The following is a 19,780-nucleotide window of genomic DNA, read 5'->3' as shown; positions in this document are numbered from 1 at the left end:
GTGTCTCTTTTTCTCTAGAGAATTTTGGCTACATGCTTATCCATAACTGACGTTAATTACGTTTCGACTATAGCAAGAGAATTCAAGGACGATCGCCGCAGACTTTTGATCGTTACTGATGTCTGATATCTGATGTCTGATATCTGAAAAATGGCGATCGCCGGCCGATATTGCCACACCCTTAGCCGTCACTCATCCTCCCATACCCGCGTAGCAAATGAGAATTATTTTTGATAATATTTTGGTAGCTGCATCTATCGCAAGAGCCGATCACAAAATCATCTTGTCCAAACCCATGCAAACCTCGGTCTTGGAGTAATGCACGAGCGTAATCCTTACACCTCTCTTAATTTGGCGGCTGGTGTGCAAATACCCATTACGCTTTAGGCTCCTGCGATTCATCGCTAATGTTTCAGTTCGACTGTTTAGTTATGGTCAAATAACTGAGTTAAATCAAGAGTCACAAGTAAAAAACAAAGATCAACCCCTCCTATTGGGTGTTTTTTATGGGTAAGTTTTTTGGGGGAAATGAGGTGGCGATCGCCGCAGAGCTTTGATTGTTACCGATGTCTGATATCTGATAACTGATAACTGATATCTAAAAAATGGCGATCGCCGGCCGATATTGCCACACCCTTAGCCATCACTCATCCTCCCATACCCGCATAGCAAATGAGAATTATTTTTGATAACATTTTGGTAGCTGCATCTATCACAAAAGCCAATCACAAAATTACCTTGTCCAAACAGAAATCAAATTTGATGTTGCTAATCTTTCCGTGGGAGCCATTGCAGACCCTAAACCAACACAAAATCGCCATCGGAGTCGCAACTATCGGGATTCTCACTACCGCTGTAGCAGCCCATTCCGTTGGACAAATACAAGCCAAAGAACAACGAGAAGAATTTCGCGAGCAATCTTATCTCTTCAGGCATACCATGCAGCAAGAGCTAGACAGATTCGGAGAAGCGACCCGTGCCCTTGGCGCTTTTTGGAATGCCTCCCAAACCCGTGACGTTTCCCGCAATGAATTTGAAAGCTTTGCCGGATCACTACTGCCTTACCAAACAGGGCTCCTCGGCTTCGGCTGGACAGAAGTCGTTCCCACCGCCGAAAAATCAACCTATGAAGCAACTTTAGCCCACCAAAATCTCAATACCTCAATCCGCTCTTACCCCAACGGCACCCTCTCATCAACCCCTTATTTTTTGCCGTTAACCTATGTTTATTCGCGCATGGACTTCCGACCTTACATCGGCTTAGATGCAAAAACCAACACCGAACGACGAATTACCCTCGAAAGAGCTGCACGTTTAGAACTTCTTTCCAGCACCCGCTCATTAACGCTAGAAAATGGTGAGAGTGGTTTTGTGCAGTACTTGCCAGTCTTTGCTAACCGAACAGGTGATAAACCGAGTCAAACCCATGACGCTGAACCGATCCTCCTAGGTTATGTTTCTAGCTTTTATGAAACGGCTATGTGGCTGGAGAAAAGTGTGAGTGAATTAAATATTAAGGGTCTTGATTTCTATGTTTATGACATTGCGGAGGATCAACTTGAATCGGCATTTCAAAAAGACAGTCTCAATAGTAATACTAGTTTGATTGCTTATCGTCGTCATAATCAGACGAAGATTATCCCTGAAGCTCACCGTGGTGATGAGGCGATCGCCGATGCCCTACTCAAACGACCTTGTCCCCTAGGAAATCAGACCATTAACGCCTGCATCTACTCCATTCACACTGCCCAACGAGAATTATCCATCGTTATTTTGCCGACACAAAAGTTTAGCTGGTTAAGTTTACGCACCGTTAGTGTCATCGGTTTTGGGCTCGCGACGACAATTTCCCTTGTGTTCTATTTAGTTTTGTCAAAGCAAGCCACCTTAAAAACCAATGAAAAAAATGCAGAACTAGAAGCACTGCTCAACAAGCTCAACCGGACTCAGACCCAGCTGATTCACACCGAGAAAATGTCTGCTCTAGGTCGATTAGTCGGTGGTGTTGCCCACGAAATTAATAATCCTTTGAACTATGTGATGAATAACGCGAATTATGCCAGACGTTATTTTCAGGATTTACTGCGTTTAATTCAGCATTGTGAGCAGACAGCTTGTGCGAAGGATCGCAAATTTCAGGCATTATCGGATGATATGGATTTAGATTTTATTGTTGATGATTTACCGCGACTATTGGATTCTATGAGTTCTGGTACGAAGCGATTGCAGGAGATTGTGGCTTCTTTGCGAAGTTTCTCGCGGTTGGATGAGGCGCAACTCAAAATAATTGATGTGCATTCTGGTTTGGATAATACTCTAATTTTTCTGCATAGTCGGTTTAGGGGCAATGCGCGGCGTAGTGAAATTCAAATTCAGCGGCAGTACGGTGAGCTGCCTGAAATTGAGTGTTATGCGAGTGATTTAAATCAGGTTTTTATGCATATTATCAACAATGCGATTGATGTGCTGGAGACGTTTCAACCGCCGCAAAATCATTTGACTGAACAGCCGACTATTACGATTTCTACGGCTCGGCTTCGGCGAGATTACGTCAATATTCAGATTAGTGATAATGGGTCGGGGATACCAATGGAGGTACAGGAAAAAATGTTTGATCCATTTTTCTCGACGAAGGCTGTGGGCAAGGGCACGGGGCTGGGGTTATCCATTAGTTATCAGGTCATTGTCGAAAAGCATGGTGGCAATTTATCTTGTTTTTCTGTGCTGGGAGAGGGGACAACGTTGAGTATTGAGCTGCCGATATGTTTATCTGGGCGGCGATCGCCGCAGACCTTTGATTGTTACTGATGTCTGATATCTGATGTCTGATACCTGAAAAATGGCGATCGCCGCCCAATCTTATTAGCCCTTATGTTCACGCATAGCCTGAACGAATTTATCAAAGAGGTAGTCGGCATCATGGGGGCCTGGACTCGCTTCAGGGTGGTATTGCACCGAGAAGAACGGTAATTCCTTATGTTCGAGACCCGCCACAGTGCGGTCATTAAGATTGAGGTGAGTAATTTCGATATCATCGCTCATCGACTCCTCTGCGATGGCGAAACCATGATTTTGACTGGTTATTTCAATTTGCTTTTGTTTTAGTCCTGCCGGTTGATTCAGACCACGGTGACCAAACTTGAGCTTAAAAGTTTCAGCACCAAGGGAAAGACCAAGAATCTGGTGACCCATACAAATCCCGAAGGTGGGCTTTTTCGCTTCCAGTAGATCTTTTACGGTCGCAATACCTTCTGTGACCGCGGCTGGATCACCGGGGCCATTGGAAAGGAAAATACCATCAGGATTGTAAGCAAGAATTTTCTCGGCAGGAGTATTGGCAGGCACAACAATCACCTTGCAACCATAGCTCGCTAAACGCTTGAGAATATTGCGCTTCACACCAAAGTCAACGGCAACCACCGTTAAATCAGCATTAGCCTTAGTCGTATCACTAAATTCCCAATGACTATCGGTGGTTTCTGTCCATTCATAAATCTCAGAGGTGGTCACCTCCTTCACAAGGTTTTGACCTTCCATACTAGGCGTTTCTTGGAGCTGACGCAGTAACTCTTCAGCATCTAAAATTTCTGTGGAGATAGCACCGTTCATCGAACCAGAAACCCGTAATCGTCGCGTCAAATCTCGGGTATCGATGCCATAAATCCCGACAACATTATGTTCTTTGAGGTAATCCGGTAGAGCTTGGGTCGATCGCCAGTTACTCGGACGGAGTGCAATATTCCGGGCGATCGCCCCTTTCACTTGGGGGCCACCAGACTCCTCATCCTCAGGCGTAACACCAGTATTACCCAATTCCGGATAGGTGAAAGTGACAACCTGACCACGATAACTCGGATCAGTGAGTACCTCCTGATACCCCGTCATTCCCGTATTAAAAACAACTTCACCAAAGGTTGTACCCGTTGCCCCAAAAGAACGCCCTTGATAAGTTGTACCGTCTGCGAGAACCAGGAGAGCAGGCTTAGCTTTCACCAGAGACATAAATATATGACCTTTACATTGACATAAACTTCTGCGCTCAATCTTACTTGATTAGCCCCGCTCCGCCATCTGCAATCCCAGATTTAAAGGTTAACTTTTCGTGACCATCCCTCAGTTTTCTTGAATCACACCAAAGTGTCAAAAAGACAGCTAAAATAAAAAGTGTAGATTTAACATTAAAGTAAATGAGTTATCCCCAAGACATTCAAGCATTATTTCAAGGCGCTCATGCCGAAGGTATGTTGTCACAGGCAGCCTTACAATCCCTCGATGTTCATGATTTAGGTGTGGCTATTCAGGCGGGACTTGGTATCGAAGTCGATGATGTCATGTCGTCGGAAGTTGTTTTAGTGACTGTGATGCCCGACGATTCCAGTTCTATTCGCTATGGCAGTAATGCCCAGGCGGTACGGGGCGGTCATAATGCTGTTCTAGATGCTCTCGCTCAATGTCCCCAAACGGGCGAAATCCTCATTCACAATCGCTATCTCAATGGTTTTGTGTTGTATCCCTACTGTTTTTTAGACCAAGCAGTGCGCATGACACCGCAAAATTATGATCCGCGTCTAGGCACACCTCTCTATGATCAGAGCCTCGTTTTGCTGGGCACAGTATTAGCGAAGGCACAGGAATTTAGTGATAACGGTGTACCGGTTCGTACGATTACCTTGCTGATTACGGATGGTGCGGATGTGAGTTCCCGACGGGCAACGGCAAAGGATGTCAAAGCTGTGGTCGAAGATATGCTCAAAGTTGAAAACCATACGATCGCCGCCATGGGCATTGACGATGGTTATCAGACCGATTTCCGTAAAGTATTCCGCGAGATGGGTATTCGTGATGAATGGATTTTGACCCCCGGCCAAGGGGAACAGGAAATTCGTCAGGCGTTTCAACTGTTTTCCCAATCGGCAGTACAGGTCAGTCAGTCTGCAAGCAATCTGTCTGGATTTTAGGGGCTTGGTGTTTTCGGTAAAGTCACATGCACCGATGTGCCGATACCGGGTTCGCTGTCGATGTGCAACTGGCCACCGTAAATTTTGGCAATGAGCTGGGCGATCGCCAACCCTAGTCCAGCTCCCTGTTGCTCATGTTGTTCCCGCTGAAATTGTTGTAAAGCACCAATATTTTGGCGCTCTTCTTCCGCCATGCCGCGCCCATAGTCTTTTACGACGATGCATTCATAGTCTGCTTCCGTAAAAAACTTTAAGAGAATTGGAGTCCCGGCCGGGGAAAATTTTGCCGCATTATCCAACAGTTCACTAAAAAGTCGTTGGCAATCACAGCCATTAAGACATGTACTTTCAATGGAGATGATGGCATTCAGATCACTTTCCCTTTCATGATCACTCAAGGCCTGTCGCGCAATGTCTATTACAAGGTCAGTAGAGGAAGCGGCAATCCTTGTTTCTGGCGGAGTATATCGTAAATAGCGGTCTTGTAACCGCACAAAGCATAGATATTTTTGGATTAATTTATGGAGGCGATCGCCAGACTGACGAATATCAAGCAGTAGCTCTCGAATCGTACCCAGCTCCAAATTATCAAGATCCGCCAATAAAAATTCTGACGCCCCTAAAATCCCCACCAAAGGCGTTCGAAACTCATGGGGAAGAGAAGTCATAATACTTTGGCGGAGCCTCTCTAAAGAACTTTCATAATAGGATTTCAATTGAACCTGTTTGCTTAATCGGGTTTCAATCGCTCGCAATAAAGTTTCCGTCGAAAAAGGTTTCGTTAAATAATCATCCGCCCCCAGCTCCATACCCTCACGGATATCCTCATCCGCAGAAAAAGCCGTTAAAAAAATAAGGGGAATCGCTAAAGTCGCATTATTTTTCCGCAACTGCCGCAATACCTCATGACCTCCCCTAGGCACCGGGGGCAGTCCCACATCACAAAGAATGAGATCCGGTAATTTTTCCATCGCAATCTCAATCCCACGGGGGGCATCATAAGCCATGAGCACTGTGAACCCCTGCGCCGTCAAAATATCATAGATAATATCCGCAATTGCTTGTTCATCTTCAATCACCAAAATAGTTGTCATTAGCACCAAGCCCTAGACAGAAAGGGGAATATCAACAATAAAAGTGCTCCCGACATGGAGTTTACTAGAGAAACGAATCGTACCACCGTGGAGTTTGGTGTACTCGTAAACAATATTGAGACCTAGACCAGAGCCTGAAATATTGCCAGCGTTGCCGGCACGATAAAAAGAGTCAAACAAATGGGGCTGATCCGCCTCAGGAATACCAACACCTTCATCTTTAACGACAAAAGATAAGCTTTGAGACTCACGACTCATCTCGAGCGTCACATAGCTATGGTCCCTAGAGTACTTACAGGCATTGGTTAACAAATTACTTAAAATATGACGCAATAAATTTGGGTCAACCATGACTGGATTTGAAATAATATTACTCGTAATTAATTCGATTTTATGATGTTTACCATGGCTCAGCTTCATATCAGCAATAATCGATTCACAAAGTTTTATGATATTGGTCGGTTGGCGATCGCATTGTAATTTACCAGACTCTAAACGGCTCGTAGAAAGCAAATTATTAATTAATTCTTCAATACGGTGGGCATTAATTTCAATATTTTTCAAATGCTGGGCATATCTATCCGGAGACAAGGTATTACCGTAGTTTTGCAGGATATCCGTCGCCCCTAAAATCACGGTTAGAGGCGTACGAAATTCGTGGGAAGCCGTATTAATAAAACGACTTTTGAGATAATTAAGATTACGTTCTTGGTCAAGGGCATCTTCTAATTTTTGTTGTGCCTGTCGTTGCTGGGTAATGTCTGAGGCCACTCCTAAAATCTGGGTATATTGGTCATTTTTACTGGATTTTAGCGGAATTTTAATGGTGCGAAAGTAGCGGGTTTCTCCAAGACAATCAGTCACTTTCTCTTCTTGAAAAAGGGTGATTTTCTGTCGTTCGAGGGTGAGGCGATCGGTGATGAGAAAGCGCTCGGTTTCTTCTGTATGGGGATTAAATTCTGCTTCTGTTTTTCCTAGTAAATCTTGTGTTTCAACACCATATAAATCCGCGACGGCTTGATTTACTAAGATAAATTGCCCGTGGAGATCTTTAACGAAAATCAGGTTGGGATCATTGTCAATAACTTGTTTTAAAAAGGCTTGATTTTGCCGCAATTTAGCTTCTGCTCGTTTTTGTTCGGTGAGGTCTTGGGTATGAACCATCACCATATTGGGGGGAATAAAAATATAGGAAATTATTAAATAACGAAGAAAAAGTGGCTGATCTGTGGAGGCGCGATATTGTGTTTTAAGGTTGGCTTCAAAGCTGCGTTTTTCTAGGAAACATTTTTCGATATTGCGATGAATTTGATGTTTTTCACCATAAACAATTTTGCTACTTTGTCCTAAAAAATGGGCGAGTTGATGGTCATTGGCAAGGTCGGCTGCTGTGTTGTAATGGGTTAGATAAAAGTGGCGATCGCGGTATTGCCAGGTGTAGGTAGGAATCGGAAAGTTGTTGTATTGAGATCTTAGTAAAACTTCTGTTTTTCGTAGTTTGGCATCGGCTGTTTTACGGGCGCTGATATCTCGGCACACGCAGATCAGTAGGCCTGCGGTCGTGAGGGTCAAAGACACTTCTTGGTGGAAGGTGCTGCCGTCTTGGCGGCGGGCGATCGCCTCCCCTTGCCAGGATTGATTTTGGTTGAGGTGGGGGCAAATTTCTGATGCTAGACGTTGGTGTTCGGCTGGATCAAACAGGTCTTGCCAGGAGCGGTGATGGAGACTGAGTAGATGGGGATAGCCAAAGAGTTGGAGAAAGGCAGAATTGACCGACACAAATTGATCGTTTTCGAGGATGGCGATCGCCTCGACGGCGGCTTCAACGGCGGCTAACTGGCGATAAAGATTATTCTGGGTTTCATGGAGGGCAATGGTGCGCTCTTCTACCCGTTGCTCTAGTTCTTGATTGAGGGTTTTGAGGGTTCGTTCTAACTGGAGGCGATCGCTATGATCCACTCCCGCTGCAATAATATAATGGGCTTGCTCCTGCTCGCTGTAAAGGACGGTATAAGACCAGCCCATGGCATGGAGACGACCATCCCGCGATCGCCAGTCGATGTCTTGGGTACTGGGGGTTTGCTCCTGAATTAACCGCGACACCTCTTGGATCATGGCATTGACATCTGCGGCTTTGAGAAAGAGTTCCCAAAGATATTTGCCCCGTACTTCCTCAAAACGGTAACCGGTTAATGCTTCACAGGCGGGGTTAAACCGGACAATGCAACCCTGCTGATCCAGGACAAACAAAAAAACGCCCGTTAAATCAAACATTGTTGCCAAGAAATCCCTTTCCCGCTGCAACGCAGTGACTATCTCTGTCTGTGTCGGCTTTGCCTCTAAATTTCCAGACTTTACCGCACCCTGATGCTCAGAAAATGACGGGGTTAGATCTGGGGATAATGGACGAATATTAGGGGGTGAGGGCATGGCGATCGCCCCCCTAGAAGTTGGCAAAGATGGCGATGTAATTGTTTGGCTCTGTAATTTAAGAGATTGTGCCACCGGGTCACAACAATCCAGTAAAGCTTGCTCCGTAATGACACCGCACCAGTCTCCTACTTCATCCATTACCCAGACTTGTCCCACTGGGCTGCTACGGATCACGGTGGCAATTTCTCCCAACGGCATCCCTTGATCGACTAGGGGAACGGATGTTTTTTGCCAAAGGGCGGCGATCGCCTGTCCCAGATCTGCCCCTTGATCACAAGCTCGCAAAAATTCTAACGGCGACAAATAGCCCTGAATTTGACCCGAAGATACCGTGATGGCGATCGCCGCCAACGGACGTTGCTTGAGTAACACCTGAGCCGCCGCAAAGAGAGACACTTCAGGCAACACAGCCATTTCCTGTTGCACCAAAACCGCCCCCACACGGACTATCTCCAGTAAATATTCCTGCCCAAGGGCGCGCTGCAATAAAGCCTTCGTGACGATCCCCTGCCATTGTCCCCCAGCATCAGCTACCACCAACCACTGCAACCCTTGGCCATGCATTACTGCCAAAATGCGATGGGGCTTATCCAGCTCCTCTATTGTCAATATTTGCCTTGGCAATACTGCCAATTCAGCCACTGTTTTTTGCCGCCAATGAAAGTCACTGACACAGCATTGCAACAAATGCTCCACCGTCACTATCCCGAAAAATGCGCCATCCCGTACCACCACAAAACCACCAAACCCTGGGGTTTCTTGCGCCGTAATTTCAGTTAGCCACTGCCCCAAGGCGGCGATCGCCAAAGTCGAAGCCTGTACCGCCCACAAACTCTGTTTTGCAATAACGTAAGGTCGCTGAGAAAAAGAGCGCAACATCGTCACCCATCAGTAAACAGCAGCCATAAACATTGACAGGTTACATGACCAATCATAATCACCGAAAACCAACAATCCAAAACCGATAAAAACTGTGACTGTATTATGTCGTTTTATTTTCAAGACAAGCCACAAAATGAATTTTTTGTAACAACGACTCACCCTTTCAAAACTTAAATCAAGATAATTCCATTAAACCAAAATCTTGATGTAGCTCACGAATCTTTCCTAACAATGATCGTGTCAATTGAGCCGTTGCTATAATAATTTTTTCCTGCACTAAATTATTTTCATAATTCTCAGTGGAAGACTCAGTCACCGCATAAATAGACTCCATCTCATCATCTGATTTTCCGAATAACAAAGTCTGGGGCTCCACCCCATCCAAGTCTAAAGAATAATTTAAACGATTGACAATATCCATTAAATTTTCTGGCATTAAAAATATCGAAAAATAGTCCCGTAGCTCTGCATCTATTGCCATGGCTCGTTGTACCTCTGACGCGACTAACAGTCTTTTTTCCGAAAGAAGATATAGCTCATCAAATAGTGTAGAAATCAGTTGTATTTCTGGGGCAAAAAAATGCTGATGATCAGGACTCAAATAGCGATAGGGTAAAAAACCTTTCAGATAAACGACCGTAAAATCAGCACTAATGTCTGTTACAACAAATCCCAAGGTATTTATGGGCAAAATAGGCGGCAAGTTAACCTGTTGCGATGTATCAGCAAAACAGCAAAATAATCGTCCATAGTCTGGCAACAATAGATCTGCCCAGGCCGTTAGGGTACGGGTTTGGGGATGCCAACTGTAGCTTTCTGTCGGTGCTGTTTTAATCTCTGCTAGCTCTAAATATTTTTGCAAACTAAGGATAGCGAGGGTTTGTTGCAAAATAAGTTTTTGTTGGGATGCTTTTGTTTGTTCCGCTGCAAATTTTTCGGCGATCGCCAGCCATTGGGGCGCAACATCAATGGTGACGACGGCATTAAGATATTGCATAGTCAATCCACCTCAACGCAATCAGTCAGTTCGGACTCCAACTCAAACGTGATTAGGCTAATGAGGAAAAGACATTTCATTTTCCAAAACCGCATCAGCGTATCGCAACTAAGCTGGTAAAACAAAGCAAGATTTTTCCATTTTTCTGGTTTGGGAGTAAAAAATAAAAGTATTTGTGTCGCGAGATTTTGACTATTACAATTAATATAGTCAACACCATTTCTGTCAGAATAATAGCATTTCCTTAAGCGATATTTCGGATCTATTTCGATATAATTTTTTAACGGTATTTGATGAGTTTTATGATTGATTTGACTAACAGGAGAAGTATAGATTGCCAATTCCCAAAAAGCAGGCAAACATTTACGTTCGAGGTGGGATTGATAGGTTGGTCTTTTGACACCGAGGAGCCGGGTCACATTTTCTTCATTTATTTTGACTTGGTAGAGTTGCTGCTGAAAATAGTTTTCTAATAGGCGCACACAGTTACAGCTGGGATTATTTTTGACGCATATTTTTTCTAGTTGACTGCGATTTTCTAATAATAAATTTGTGATTTTTTCGGACAGTGTGGGAATGTCTTCTTGGACAGGGGATAAATCTGGCGCTGGAATTTGGGTGGCGATCGCCGGATCGAGGGTAATAACGTACAGCGGCTGTTGCCATTGATCAATATAAGTTTCGAGGCGTTGATCATCAAAAAAATAGCGATCGCCTTCCGGAGCAGACGACCAAAACCGGGGTAATAACTCCAATAAAAATTCCGTTGCCCAAGCTTCAGTGATATTTTTCTTTGGGGCGATTGCCAAGAGAAACTCTGATTTGGTAAAACCGTCTGGCGATCGTTTCGTTAAATTTAGAATTAGCTCTAATAGTTGCAACTCACGGGTCTTTTTCTGCGGCGTAATCAACTCCAACAACCGCCATTTAAGCCGCAGTTTGCTATTCACCCAAATACTTAACTTTGCCGTTAAACTGCTACCACGCACCCCTAAATCCGGGTCAAACTCCATCAAAATACGACAAACAAATTCCGCAGCAATTTCATTCAGTAAACTGTCATATTCATCGCGGTACTGGGTTGCAATTTCCCGGTGGGGACGCGATAAATTTGGCAATCGATAAAAGACCTGGAGCAATAGGTGCGATCGCCATTTTTTCCACTCAAATTCCCAACGGCGCTGTTGTCTCGCTGTTAAACCAGAATTTTCCCGCAACGCTTTTAGACTGAGGCCACTCCGTAAAATCTCAACAACATTTTTTTCAAAGTCATTGTGAGCCTGATAAAGAGTAAGAAATTGGTGGAGTGAGGTCACAGCTTGCCCCGCATGGCAGTTGATTATAGTTTAAAGCCTAAATTCAAAACCTCATTGTAAAACCTCATTGTAAAACCTAAATTCACAGGCTAAAACTCTCTATTTAAAGGTTGATTTCCGGTTGTGTTTGAGACCGTTCCACAGCATTTTTCAATTGTCCATAGGCCTCTGGCACATATCCTTTCCCCCGCAAAAAACCGACATTGGCAGCGGGCAAAATATGACTTAAAGTTACGGCACTAAATCGTTGGATTAGGGTCTCGATTCCTTTTAGTTGGCGACCCCAATGGAATGTTTTAGGGGTGCGTAAGGCTAACAGTTCAGCCTGTTGGTTTGGTAATAAATGTCTCCCGGTAAATAGACAACCACCTTCATTTTCGTAGTATAAACAGGAGGAGCCCGGCGAAAATCCCGGTGTCCAAAGGGCGGTTAGTGATCCCCGCTGCCAATGGTCTCGAAAGGGAGTCACTGTGGCCTCAGGCATAAGGTAAGCTTCTTGTTCTTGGATGACAATTTCACATTCTAGGGCTGCCTGAATTTTTGCCACTTGGTTACTGATGGCGCTGCGATGGGTCATAAACAGGGTCTTAACGCCGCCTTGTTCCCGCAGAAAATCCACCGTACCATCGTGCCAAGGGGGGCAATCTACCAATGTGTTGCCGCTTTTTTCTACAATGAAGTAGGCTGTACCACCCAAGGTTTCGCGATTTGGTGTGAAGCTATAGACCGTGGGGAAGATCTCGCGAGGGGGTTTGGGGGGACGGATATTGTTCAACGCGGTATCGCCTATTTCTGTTGGTAAATCGCTACTATTGTTGCATTCCCTTGGGGTTTCGACAATTTATCTATGGTGGCGATCGCCGTCGGTAGTCTCAGTATTTTTAGGAAGGTTAAACGTCAAGTTTCATGGAAGTCTGGTTGCTCTTTTTTATTATGGGTGTGTTGACCTACACCCTCATCCGTCGCACTGTACCGCGAGAAAACAAGGCTCCCATCGGCTTGCTCTGGCTGGTGATGATGCTTCCGGCATCGTCTTGGTTGATCTGGATTTTGATCTATGGCACAGCCGTCCAAATGCCCCTCTTGGCGATGTTGCCTCTACTGATCATTTCGCCAGTCACCTATTGGTCGCTGATTGAATGGGGTAAACCGGCGAATAAAGAAGATAATCAAACGACAGAAGTGGCTTCTGAAGTGCTGCCGAAAAAAAGCAAAAGCACCATTTCTCTGAAAAAAGAACATTCAAATACCGATCAAAAACCCAAACAAGCGATCCGTCCCATCAGCAACAAAGAGGAAGAAGCCCTAAGGGACTGTTTTCCTTGGGGGATCTATTATCTCCAAAATATTGACTATTACCCCCAAGCTGTCATCTGTCGTGGCAAATTAAGGGCTGTCCCAAAGGAGGCTTATCGTACTATTCGCGAGAATGTCGAAAATTTATTTGGCGATCGCTTTATCGTTGTGTTTCAGGAGAGCTTTAAGGGTCAACCGTTTTTTGCCCTCGTCCCCAATCCTTGGAAAGCGGCACAAGAGTCTGGTAATCAAGAACCTCTCACTCGGCCATTTTTGGCGATCGCCCTGATGGTGATCACGATATTTACGGCGACAGTGATGGGTGTGGAACTGCAAAATATCGAACCGGAAGCTCTCCAGCAAGATCCCTCGTTACTGTGGCGGGGCTTTCCCTATGGTTTTCTGGTGGTCTTGATTTTAGGACTCCATGAGCTTGGTCACTATTTCACGGGTTTGTATTACAAGGTCAAATCAAATCTGCCCTATTTTGTGCCCATTCCATTTTTTGTTGGTACTTTAGGTGCCTATACCCAACGTCGTTCTCCCATTCCCCACCGCCAAGCGCTTTTTGATATTGCGGCTGCTGGCTCGTGGGTGGGGATGTTATTGACCTTACCCTGTCTCTGGATTGGTTTAAGTTTGTCCCAGGTTGTGCCGATGCCGGAGGAAACTAGTTTATTAACCCTGAATGAATTTGACCCGCGTTTTTCTTTTTTATTGGCTCTCATTAGTCGCTTAGCGATGGGGGCACAGTTCACTGCCGATATGGCGATTGATTTACATCCCGTGGCGATCGCCGGTTATGTGGCCTTTATTTTCGGCGGTATGCAGCTTTTACCCATTGGGCAGTTGGACGGCGGTCTGATGAGTCATGCGGTCTTTGGTCAACGTACGGCCGGTGTGATCGCTCAGGTGGCGCGCCTTTGTATGATTGCCGTTGCCTTTGTCGAGCCAAATTTTTTATTCCTTGCCATCTTTGCTATTTTGATGCCCCTAACCAATCAACCGGCCTTAAACGATGTAACGGAGCTGGATAATCGTCGCGATTTTGCCGGAATTTTAAGTTTGGTGTTTGTGACATTAATCTTTTTACCTGTACCTGGGGCGATCGCCACTTGGTTAAATTTCTAGGGCACTGCCCAAAATAATTTAATTTTTAAGGTTTAATTTTTAAGGTTTAATTTTTATCAGGATTACAACTAATTTTGTCGTACAAATACGCTAAAACAACGGTGGTTTTGTCGCGTCCACCAAGGTTGTTTGTTATGGATTACGGTCAATTTTTCGAGTTATTTTGCCAAATATGAATCTTTTTAAACGACTCCGTCTTTTTAACCTCACAACTATTGCGGCGATCGCCCCTGCCATGACATTTTTTGCCATCCCGGCTCTGGCACAGGAGACCCGTCCCTTAGCCGTTGTGGTTAATGGTGATGCAGTACAGATGCAAGCTGTAGAGATGGCTTTAAAACAGTTAGATGCGGAAATCTGGCAAATGCCCCACACTGATTTTATTGAAGGTGGTAGTTCTCCCCATGGGATTCAGTTACGCTCCCTCGACAGCCCTGACACCTTATTGATCATCGACGGGAAATCTGCTTTAAATAAAATTCCTGAAAGCCGCCCTATTTTTCTTATTGGACAAGCCGTCGGAGCCCAGTCCGTTGCCAAGCTCGTTCCTCTTATTGAACGTCCGATTCAGCTGGTGGCTCTAGTCCATCCACCCACTAATGATACGGTGCTCTATTCCAATGCAGTGAGTCCTCAAGTTGGTGTGTTTCTCAGTTATTTCCAACTACCCAATACCCACAACGACACGGATACCTTTAATCTTGGCGAACAACCCTGTAATCCTGATTTTGGTTGCTCTCAATTTAGTGATGACGGCGATCGCGCCACTACCGAAGACTGGATTCAAGCGGACATTATCAACCAACTCGAAGTCGCACTAAACTTACCTGCCACAACCAATACGGCCATATCTGATCTAGCAGAAAATTTTGCCCCTAATGCCACCAATGACAGCTTTCAACTAACTGCCAACAGTACATTAACAATTCCATCTCCCGGTTTCCTCGGCAATGATAACGATTTAAATGGTGATCCACTCAATTCTCCACACACCATTCGAGGAGCCCAAAATGGCACTTTAAAAGTCTATGTCGATGGTTCTTTTGAATACACACCCAACCCAGACTTTGTCGGCACTGACAGTTTTATTTACGCCGTGAGCGACGGCACAAATACCGCCCAAGCAGAAGTCACCTTGTCCATTGTTGCCAGCCAACCGACACTAGCGGCTCAAAATGACAGTTTTGAGGTGGTAGCAAACACGCTGTTTTCACTACAAGCCCCAGGCATTTTAGCTAATGATTTGAATCCCGAAAATCTACAACTCCAAGTCCCCGTGTACAATTATGCTGGTCAAAACGGAACATTAGTTATCTTTAATGGCGGCGGTTTGCAATATACGCCAAATCCGGGATTTATTGGCACAGATAGCTTTACCTACACAGTCAGTGATGGCCAAAATCGCTCACAGGCAAGGGTCACCTTTAATGTTTTACCAGCCAACTAGGGCTAGTAATTAACCTGAGTTCGGTTTAAGAAAGGTTCGGAATGACGATGCGGTGAAGGGGAGAGTGAGTGAGGGGGGATTTTTTATGCCAACCAACAACCACAGGTATCAAAAAATGTGAATTTCGATTGATTCACCGTTTCTTCCTCTTCCTGTGTCTCCCGTTTCTCGGAGGCATTCAGGTTGAAATTTTAACCCGACCTGACGTTAATTAATCTCGATAGGCCAGCAAAACAGGATAGTGAAAACTCTTCGTTATTAAGGTTTTTGCTAAAATTCTTCTAAGGTCGGGGCGATCGCCTTTATGGGATTTGGCGTTGATGGCTGCATTTTCCGAGAGGGAATCACAGAAAAATATGGTTCAATTTGTCCATCTTCGACCCAACCAGAAAAATGCTGCACCGTTGTACTCGCAGAGGTCAGTTCAACGAGCTCTAGCTCCCCTCGCATCGCATTCACATCAAGCAGTCCAGCATCCGTATAACCCCTTTCGCTGATGCCCGATGCCCCAAGAGCGAAGACATTAATATTCACTTCATCAAAGCCACGGACAAAGCGATCGCCACCCCAATGCCATTCCCGTCCTGGCCAAAAAACATTAGTTTCCCAAGGCGGTGTGGGCTGGGACGATGCCTCATTTTGCCAGCGGTAACCCCCTTCCGGTACCGTCACCATGATCCCCACCGGGTAAGCCACCTCAAACCGACCAAGGCGATTGGCCTCCTCCTCAAACTCCATGGGAGTAAGACTAGACCACCAGTACACTTCAGTCGTGGCCGACTCTCCCGTGGGCGTTAAAGTCGTCAAGGGCGTTGTCCCCAACAAGCTGCCATACAGGGGAATACCACCAGTCGGAATTGCCGTTTCCAAAATAAATTCCCAACAATTCCACGCTTCCCAGTCTTTGACCTGTTGCCATGGAAACTCACAAATCCCACTCCCCGTCGCAACCCATAGCGATTCACCATCAAGGGCTAAATCCGTCGGGATTGCCCCCACAAGGGGACTATTGTGCACACTATAGGCCGCCGTTTTACCGTTCTGCCAAGTATCAGCGGTAAAGGTATAAGTGACCAAGCCCTTCGCGGGCACTAAAGCAGACCCTTCCACAGAATATTTTGTTCCTAGCCACAAAATGGTCTCATTACCGACCGTCGTCGCAAGCATATCGGTAATTTGCTCACCGATTAAATTAATCGGCTGGGTTTTTTCCAGACTATTGGTATTGAGGTCGTAGCGAATGAGGGTTGTCAGTCCGCTAAATCCTTCCCCTTGCTCGGATATCACCGCAAACAGTAAAGCATCCTCAATTTGCACGACACGACTCACCATGGGAAAACCGAGGTCAAAGCCAAGACCAAGTTGGCGCACCTGCTCTAGGGTGTAGAGATCTAAGGTGAGCGGTTCTGTCGCACCATCTGGGGTTAATTCAAAAACGACTTTTTCGGGGCTTTTGCCGTAATCGGGAAAAGGATTGGGAGATAAATTCGCACGATACTGAATCGTTTGACCGTTAGCCTCAATGGTTTCACGGGGAGGGTCGGACAATTCGTCAAAGGCCAAGCCATCAAAGTCATCTTCCGCTTGGGTCAGGCTTGGTGACAAAATCGCCCATTCATTATTTGCCCGACAAAAAACTAAGTCATGATTTACCGTTTGAAAAGTAACGGTATCATCGGTGAAATCTACTTCTTGGGTCGCATAATTAAAAATTTCTGTGAGATAGGCTTGGCTATTGGCATCAAATTTTCGCGCTTCTGGATCGCTATCGGGGCAATTTGCGGGGGTTTCGGCAACGGGTTCCGAGACGCTAGAGTTTGTGTTGTCGCTAGTTGTTGTCTCTTCGCAGGCGAATAGGAATGTCATTGCACAGCCCCACAGTAACGGCGATCGCCAGACTTTTTTCATACCAAACCCACTCATAAATAACGAACTACATTGTCATTGTCCTGTGCCATCATCATATAAGCAGGTTTTTGTGATTTGCCTATCGTTACAAAAAATGATCAAAAGAGAAACATCTCCCCAAAACTCTACCGGGCAACCAAGCCGACGTATACTCAGACGCATATTAAAGCGACTACTACTTATCCTCGGTTTGAGCCTCTTGCTCTTACTCAGCGACGGTATCTGGACACCCCTGAGTCGGGCAGACATTCGTCAGTACCATAACGGCAATGGCGACATGCTCGATCAAGCGCGCCATTCATTGCGGGATATTGACCGTCGTCCTTGGCAAGTGGTGGTATTTCGAGATGTCAAAAATGGAGTGGCAGGCCATCTGGAGTTGCGCCTAGTGGGATTTCCTACTCAAATTGACTTTCAACACCCCCAGCCTTTACTGATTCAGACCCGTAGCGGTCAGGATTTTCAAGCCCCTGACGAATTTGGGGACAATGGGCCAGCGGCTAATGTTGGCCAGTACGATATCACCGAAATTTTGCCGCGGCTACCCCAAGATGAGCCTCTAGTCCTGGAGCTACCGACGGTACAACGGGCAACCCTTAAAGTGCCAGCATCTGTCATTTCTGAATGGCGGCTCATTTCTTAACCGAAACTTTAAATAAAAATTTCTAGCTGTCCCAAAGCCTTGATTTATGGGCTTTTCGGCCTCTGGCACAACATAGCGTCCATAGGAATTGCGGCAAAAAAATACGAGGGGCAAAAACAACTTTTCCTGTTAAACAACAATGTATCTGTAATAACAAATAGAAATTCTGTACTTCATTTTTGTCTATCGAAAACTCTCGCAGGGTTCTAAGCTCTCGTTTTTATTTCGGTAATCAAGGGAGTGGTATGGGTTGTTTAGTGAGTAGGTCTGCATATATCGGCATTATGGATGAGTCTCGGTTAGTTCGCTACGCAAAACAGGGGGAACCTGAGGCGATCGCCAGTTTTCTGGGGAATCATCTGGCGCGTTTTAATGTGTGGGTAACGGCAACACCAGACCGCTATTGTCTAAACCTCAGCCTCGATAGCTTAGAGCCACCACCACCCGAAGTGATTTTGCCCCCTGTGCAGCAGCTAATCCGTAGGCTTAACCCAGACAATGTCGAACTCGTCAAAATTTCTGCGAGGCATTATGGTGATTTGCAGGCTGTCTGGCAACAGACTTTTCTATTAAGCGAAATTACGCTAAATCAGACTTTTCTAGAGCGCACCACTGAACTAGATTCCCCGGCTAGCTCGGCCATTGCCGTTAAGCGAAAAGCTGGCAAAACAGCACAATTAACCTCGGCGACACAATTGGCGATCGCCATTAATAAAAATCTCCAAAATTTAGATGTCGCAGCGAAAGTTGTCCACCACAGCAACATCATTCGGGTAGAGCTACGGGGACGACAAGTGCCCCAGCGGGAAGCTTGCCTCACGATTATTTACGATCTTTTGCAGCGACTAGACCTGCCCGCAGTGGAAATTGTACAGGTCATAGGTTTAACAGCCAGACAACTGGAACCATCCTGGGCGGAGGATATTATGCTCGACGATATTCTACTGAGCCGCCAAAAAACCTTTTACAAAAAATTTGTCTCTTTCAAGGAAGAGGAAGAATTTTGGTTGCCCCTTGGTTTTGGTTTAGCTGTTGGGCTGATCCTCTTTGTCGTGCCACTTTTCGATTTTGCCTTCAGTGTGGCGGGAACGCTGATTTTTGATATTGGACAGGCCCTTGGCTATAGCTTAATGGGTTATTTGCCAACGGCCATTAATAATCCCTTTGAGGGAGGTGGTGTCATGGCCGCATCGGGGCGATCGCCGCTTCTCTTTGGTAGTTTTTATGGCCTGTGGGGACTCCTTCTCTTTTTGGGCAGACGACGATTTTTATTGATTTTTATGGTGATTATGATCGCGCTATGGCATGGTCTTATTTATCAATCCACCATCCTCACCAATTTATTTGTTGGCGTGAGTGGACAGCTGATGTTGTGGGCTTTGGCTTCGGTGTTTTTCTATTGTGCCCTCGGCGGCTACTCCTGTCGTAACCAAGGGGAACGCTCTCTTTATATGGTTTTTGGCACATTTTTTATGTTTCACCACTTGGAGCGATATTGGCAAATGTGGCATGACAGCACAAACACATTGGAGTGGGGTGCATTACTGGGTATTGCTTTAACATTAACGCTACCCTATTTGACCTACTGGATTTTTCGGGCAAACAGAGATCGCCAAAAAGGGAAACAGAAGCGCTCTGTTCGTACTTTACAATCAGCTTAATTTCTACGGGGCGT

13 protein-coding genes are annotated in these 19,780 nt (G+C 45.5%); 6 read left to right on the top strand and 7 right to left on the bottom strand.

Going from position 1 to position 19,780, the window contains the following annotated elements; translation table 11 throughout:
- Positions 1–762 precede the first annotated feature (762 nt).
- Positions 763–2,808, top strand: a complete 2,046-nt coding sequence (locus NIES208_RS07750) for a CHASE domain-containing protein (RefSeq protein WP_171971737.1) — start codon at positions 763–765, stop codon at positions 2,806–2,808.
- 54 nt (positions 2,809–2,862) lie between these two features.
- Here NIES208_RS07750 and carA read toward each other — a convergent pair whose 3' ends face one another.
- A complete protein-coding gene (gene carA / locus NIES208_RS07745; RefSeq protein ID WP_075891421.1) occupies positions 2,863–4,002 on the bottom strand; it encodes a glutamine-hydrolyzing carbamoyl-phosphate synthase small subunit in 1,140 nt (379 codons plus the stop codon).
- A 185-nt stretch (positions 4,003–4,187) separates the two neighbouring features.
- Here carA and NIES208_RS07740 point away from each other — a divergent pair, with 185 nt between their 5' ends.
- On the top strand, positions 4,188–4,958 hold the full coding sequence (locus tag NIES208_RS07740) for a vWA domain-containing protein (RefSeq protein WP_075891419.1): 771 nt from the start codon (positions 4,188–4,190) through the stop codon (positions 4,956–4,958).
- On the opposite strand, the gene NIES208_RS07735 is transcribed toward NIES208_RS07740, so the two are convergent.
- The 5 genes from NIES208_RS07735 to NIES208_RS07715 all read right to left on the bottom strand — a co-directional run bounded on the left by NIES208_RS07735 (position 4,955) and on the right by NIES208_RS07715 (position 12,455).
- Positions 4,955–6,052 carry a hybrid sensor histidine kinase/response regulator gene (locus NIES208_RS07735; RefSeq protein WP_075891417.1) on the bottom strand — a complete coding sequence of 366 codons (1,098 nt, stop codon included), beginning with the start codon at positions 6,050–6,052 and terminating at the stop codon, positions 4,955–4,957. The genes NIES208_RS07740 and NIES208_RS07735 overlap by 4 nt on opposite strands.
- Before the next feature lie 12 nt (positions 6,053–6,064).
- Complete coding sequence (locus tag NIES208_RS07730) at positions 6,065–9,364, bottom strand: PAS domain S-box protein (RefSeq protein ID WP_075891415.1); 3,300 nt, start codon at positions 9,362–9,364, stop codon at positions 6,065–6,067.
- A gap of 178 nt (positions 9,365–9,542) precedes the next feature.
- Entirely contained in the window at positions 9,543–10,364 is an 822-nt protein-coding gene (locus tag NIES208_RS07725) for a DUF1822 family protein (protein WP_075891413.1), read from the bottom strand.
- 2 nt (positions 10,365–10,366) lie between these two features.
- The gene (locus tag NIES208_RS07720; RefSeq protein ID WP_075891411.1) at positions 10,367–11,680 is read right to left on the bottom strand and encodes a hypothetical protein; all 1,314 of its coding nucleotides are present in this window, start codon (positions 11,678–11,680) and stop codon (positions 10,367–10,369) included.
- Positions 11,681–11,783: 103 nt separating this feature from the next.
- Positions 11,784–12,455, bottom strand: a complete 672-nt coding sequence (locus NIES208_RS07715; protein WP_075891409.1) for an MBL fold metallo-hydrolase — start codon at positions 12,453–12,455, stop codon at positions 11,784–11,786.
- Positions 12,456–12,586: 131 nt separating this feature from the next.
- On the opposite strand from NIES208_RS07715, the gene NIES208_RS07710 reads away from it, so the two are divergent.
- Positions 12,587–14,107 carry a site-2 protease family protein gene (locus NIES208_RS07710; protein ID WP_075891407.1) on the top strand — a complete coding sequence of 507 codons (1,521 nt, stop codon included), beginning with the start codon at positions 12,587–12,589 and terminating at the stop codon, positions 14,105–14,107.
- A gap of 172 nt (positions 14,108–14,279) precedes the next feature.
- A complete protein-coding gene (locus tag NIES208_RS07705) occupies positions 14,280–15,554 on the top strand; it encodes an Ig-like domain-containing protein (protein ID WP_075891405.1) in 1,275 nt (424 codons plus the stop codon).
- 270 nt (positions 15,555–15,824) lie between these two features.
- Here the strand turns inward: NIES208_RS07705 and NIES208_RS07700 are convergent, their stop codons facing one another.
- The gene (locus NIES208_RS07700; protein ID WP_139325014.1) at positions 15,825–17,477 is read right to left on the bottom strand and encodes a hypothetical protein; all 1,653 of its coding nucleotides are present in this window, start codon (positions 17,475–17,477) and stop codon (positions 15,825–15,827) included.
- Between the two features lie 175 nt (positions 17,478–17,652).
- On the opposite strand from NIES208_RS07700, the gene NIES208_RS07695 reads away from it, so the two are divergent.
- Together NIES208_RS07695 and NIES208_RS07690 are read left to right on the top strand one after the other, a co-directional pair.
- Positions 17,653–18,105 (top strand): DUF3122 domain-containing protein, encoded by a 453-nt coding sequence (locus NIES208_RS07695; protein ID WP_171971736.1) that lies wholly within the window; start codon positions 17,653–17,655, stop codon positions 18,103–18,105.
- Between the two features lie 257 nt (positions 18,106–18,362).
- Positions 18,363–19,766, top strand: coding sequence for a hypothetical protein (locus tag NIES208_RS07690; protein WP_139325012.1), 1,404 nt, complete (start codon positions 18,363–18,365; stop codon positions 19,764–19,766).
- Positions 19,767–19,780: the final 14 nt, after the last annotated feature.

The sequence above is a fragment of the [Limnothrix rosea] IAM M-220 genome (assembly GCF_001904615.1).
Taxonomy (GTDB): domain Bacteria; phylum Cyanobacteriota; class Cyanobacteriia; order Cyanobacteriales; family MRBY01; genus MRBY01.
This window is presented reverse-complemented; position numbering and strand designations above follow the sequence as displayed.

Excerpts from the sequence above, each read along its gene's own strand:
- NIES208_RS07750 (WP_171971737.1), top strand. The coding sequence starts at position 763 with ATGTTGCTAATCTTTCCGTGGGAGCCATTGCAGACCCTAAACCAACAC.
- carA (WP_075891421.1), bottom strand. The coding sequence starts at position 4,002 with ATGTCTCTGGTGAAAGCTAAGCCTGCTCTCCTGGTTCTCGCAGACGGT.
- NIES208_RS07740 (WP_075891419.1), top strand. The coding sequence starts at position 4,188 with ATGAGTTATCCCCAAGACATTCAAGCATTATTTCAAGGCGCTCATGCC.
- NIES208_RS07735 (WP_075891417.1), bottom strand. The coding sequence starts at position 6,052 with ATGACAACTATTTTGGTGATTGAAGATGAACAAGCAATTGCGGATATT.
- NIES208_RS07730 (WP_075891415.1), bottom strand. The coding sequence starts at position 9,364 with ATGTTGCGCTCTTTTTCTCAGCGACCTTACGTTATTGCAAAACAGAGT.
- NIES208_RS07725 (WP_075891413.1), bottom strand. The coding sequence starts at position 10,364 with ATGCAATATCTTAATGCCGTCGTCACCATTGATGTTGCGCCCCAATGG.
- NIES208_RS07710 (WP_075891407.1), top strand. The coding sequence starts at position 12,587 with ATGGAAGTCTGGTTGCTCTTTTTTATTATGGGTGTGTTGACCTACACC.
- NIES208_RS07705 (WP_075891405.1), top strand. The coding sequence starts at position 14,280 with ATGAATCTTTTTAAACGACTCCGTCTTTTTAACCTCACAACTATTGCG.
- NIES208_RS07700 (WP_139325014.1), bottom strand. The coding sequence starts at position 17,477 with ATGAGTGGGTTTGGTATGAAAAAAGTCTGGCGATCGCCGTTACTGTGG.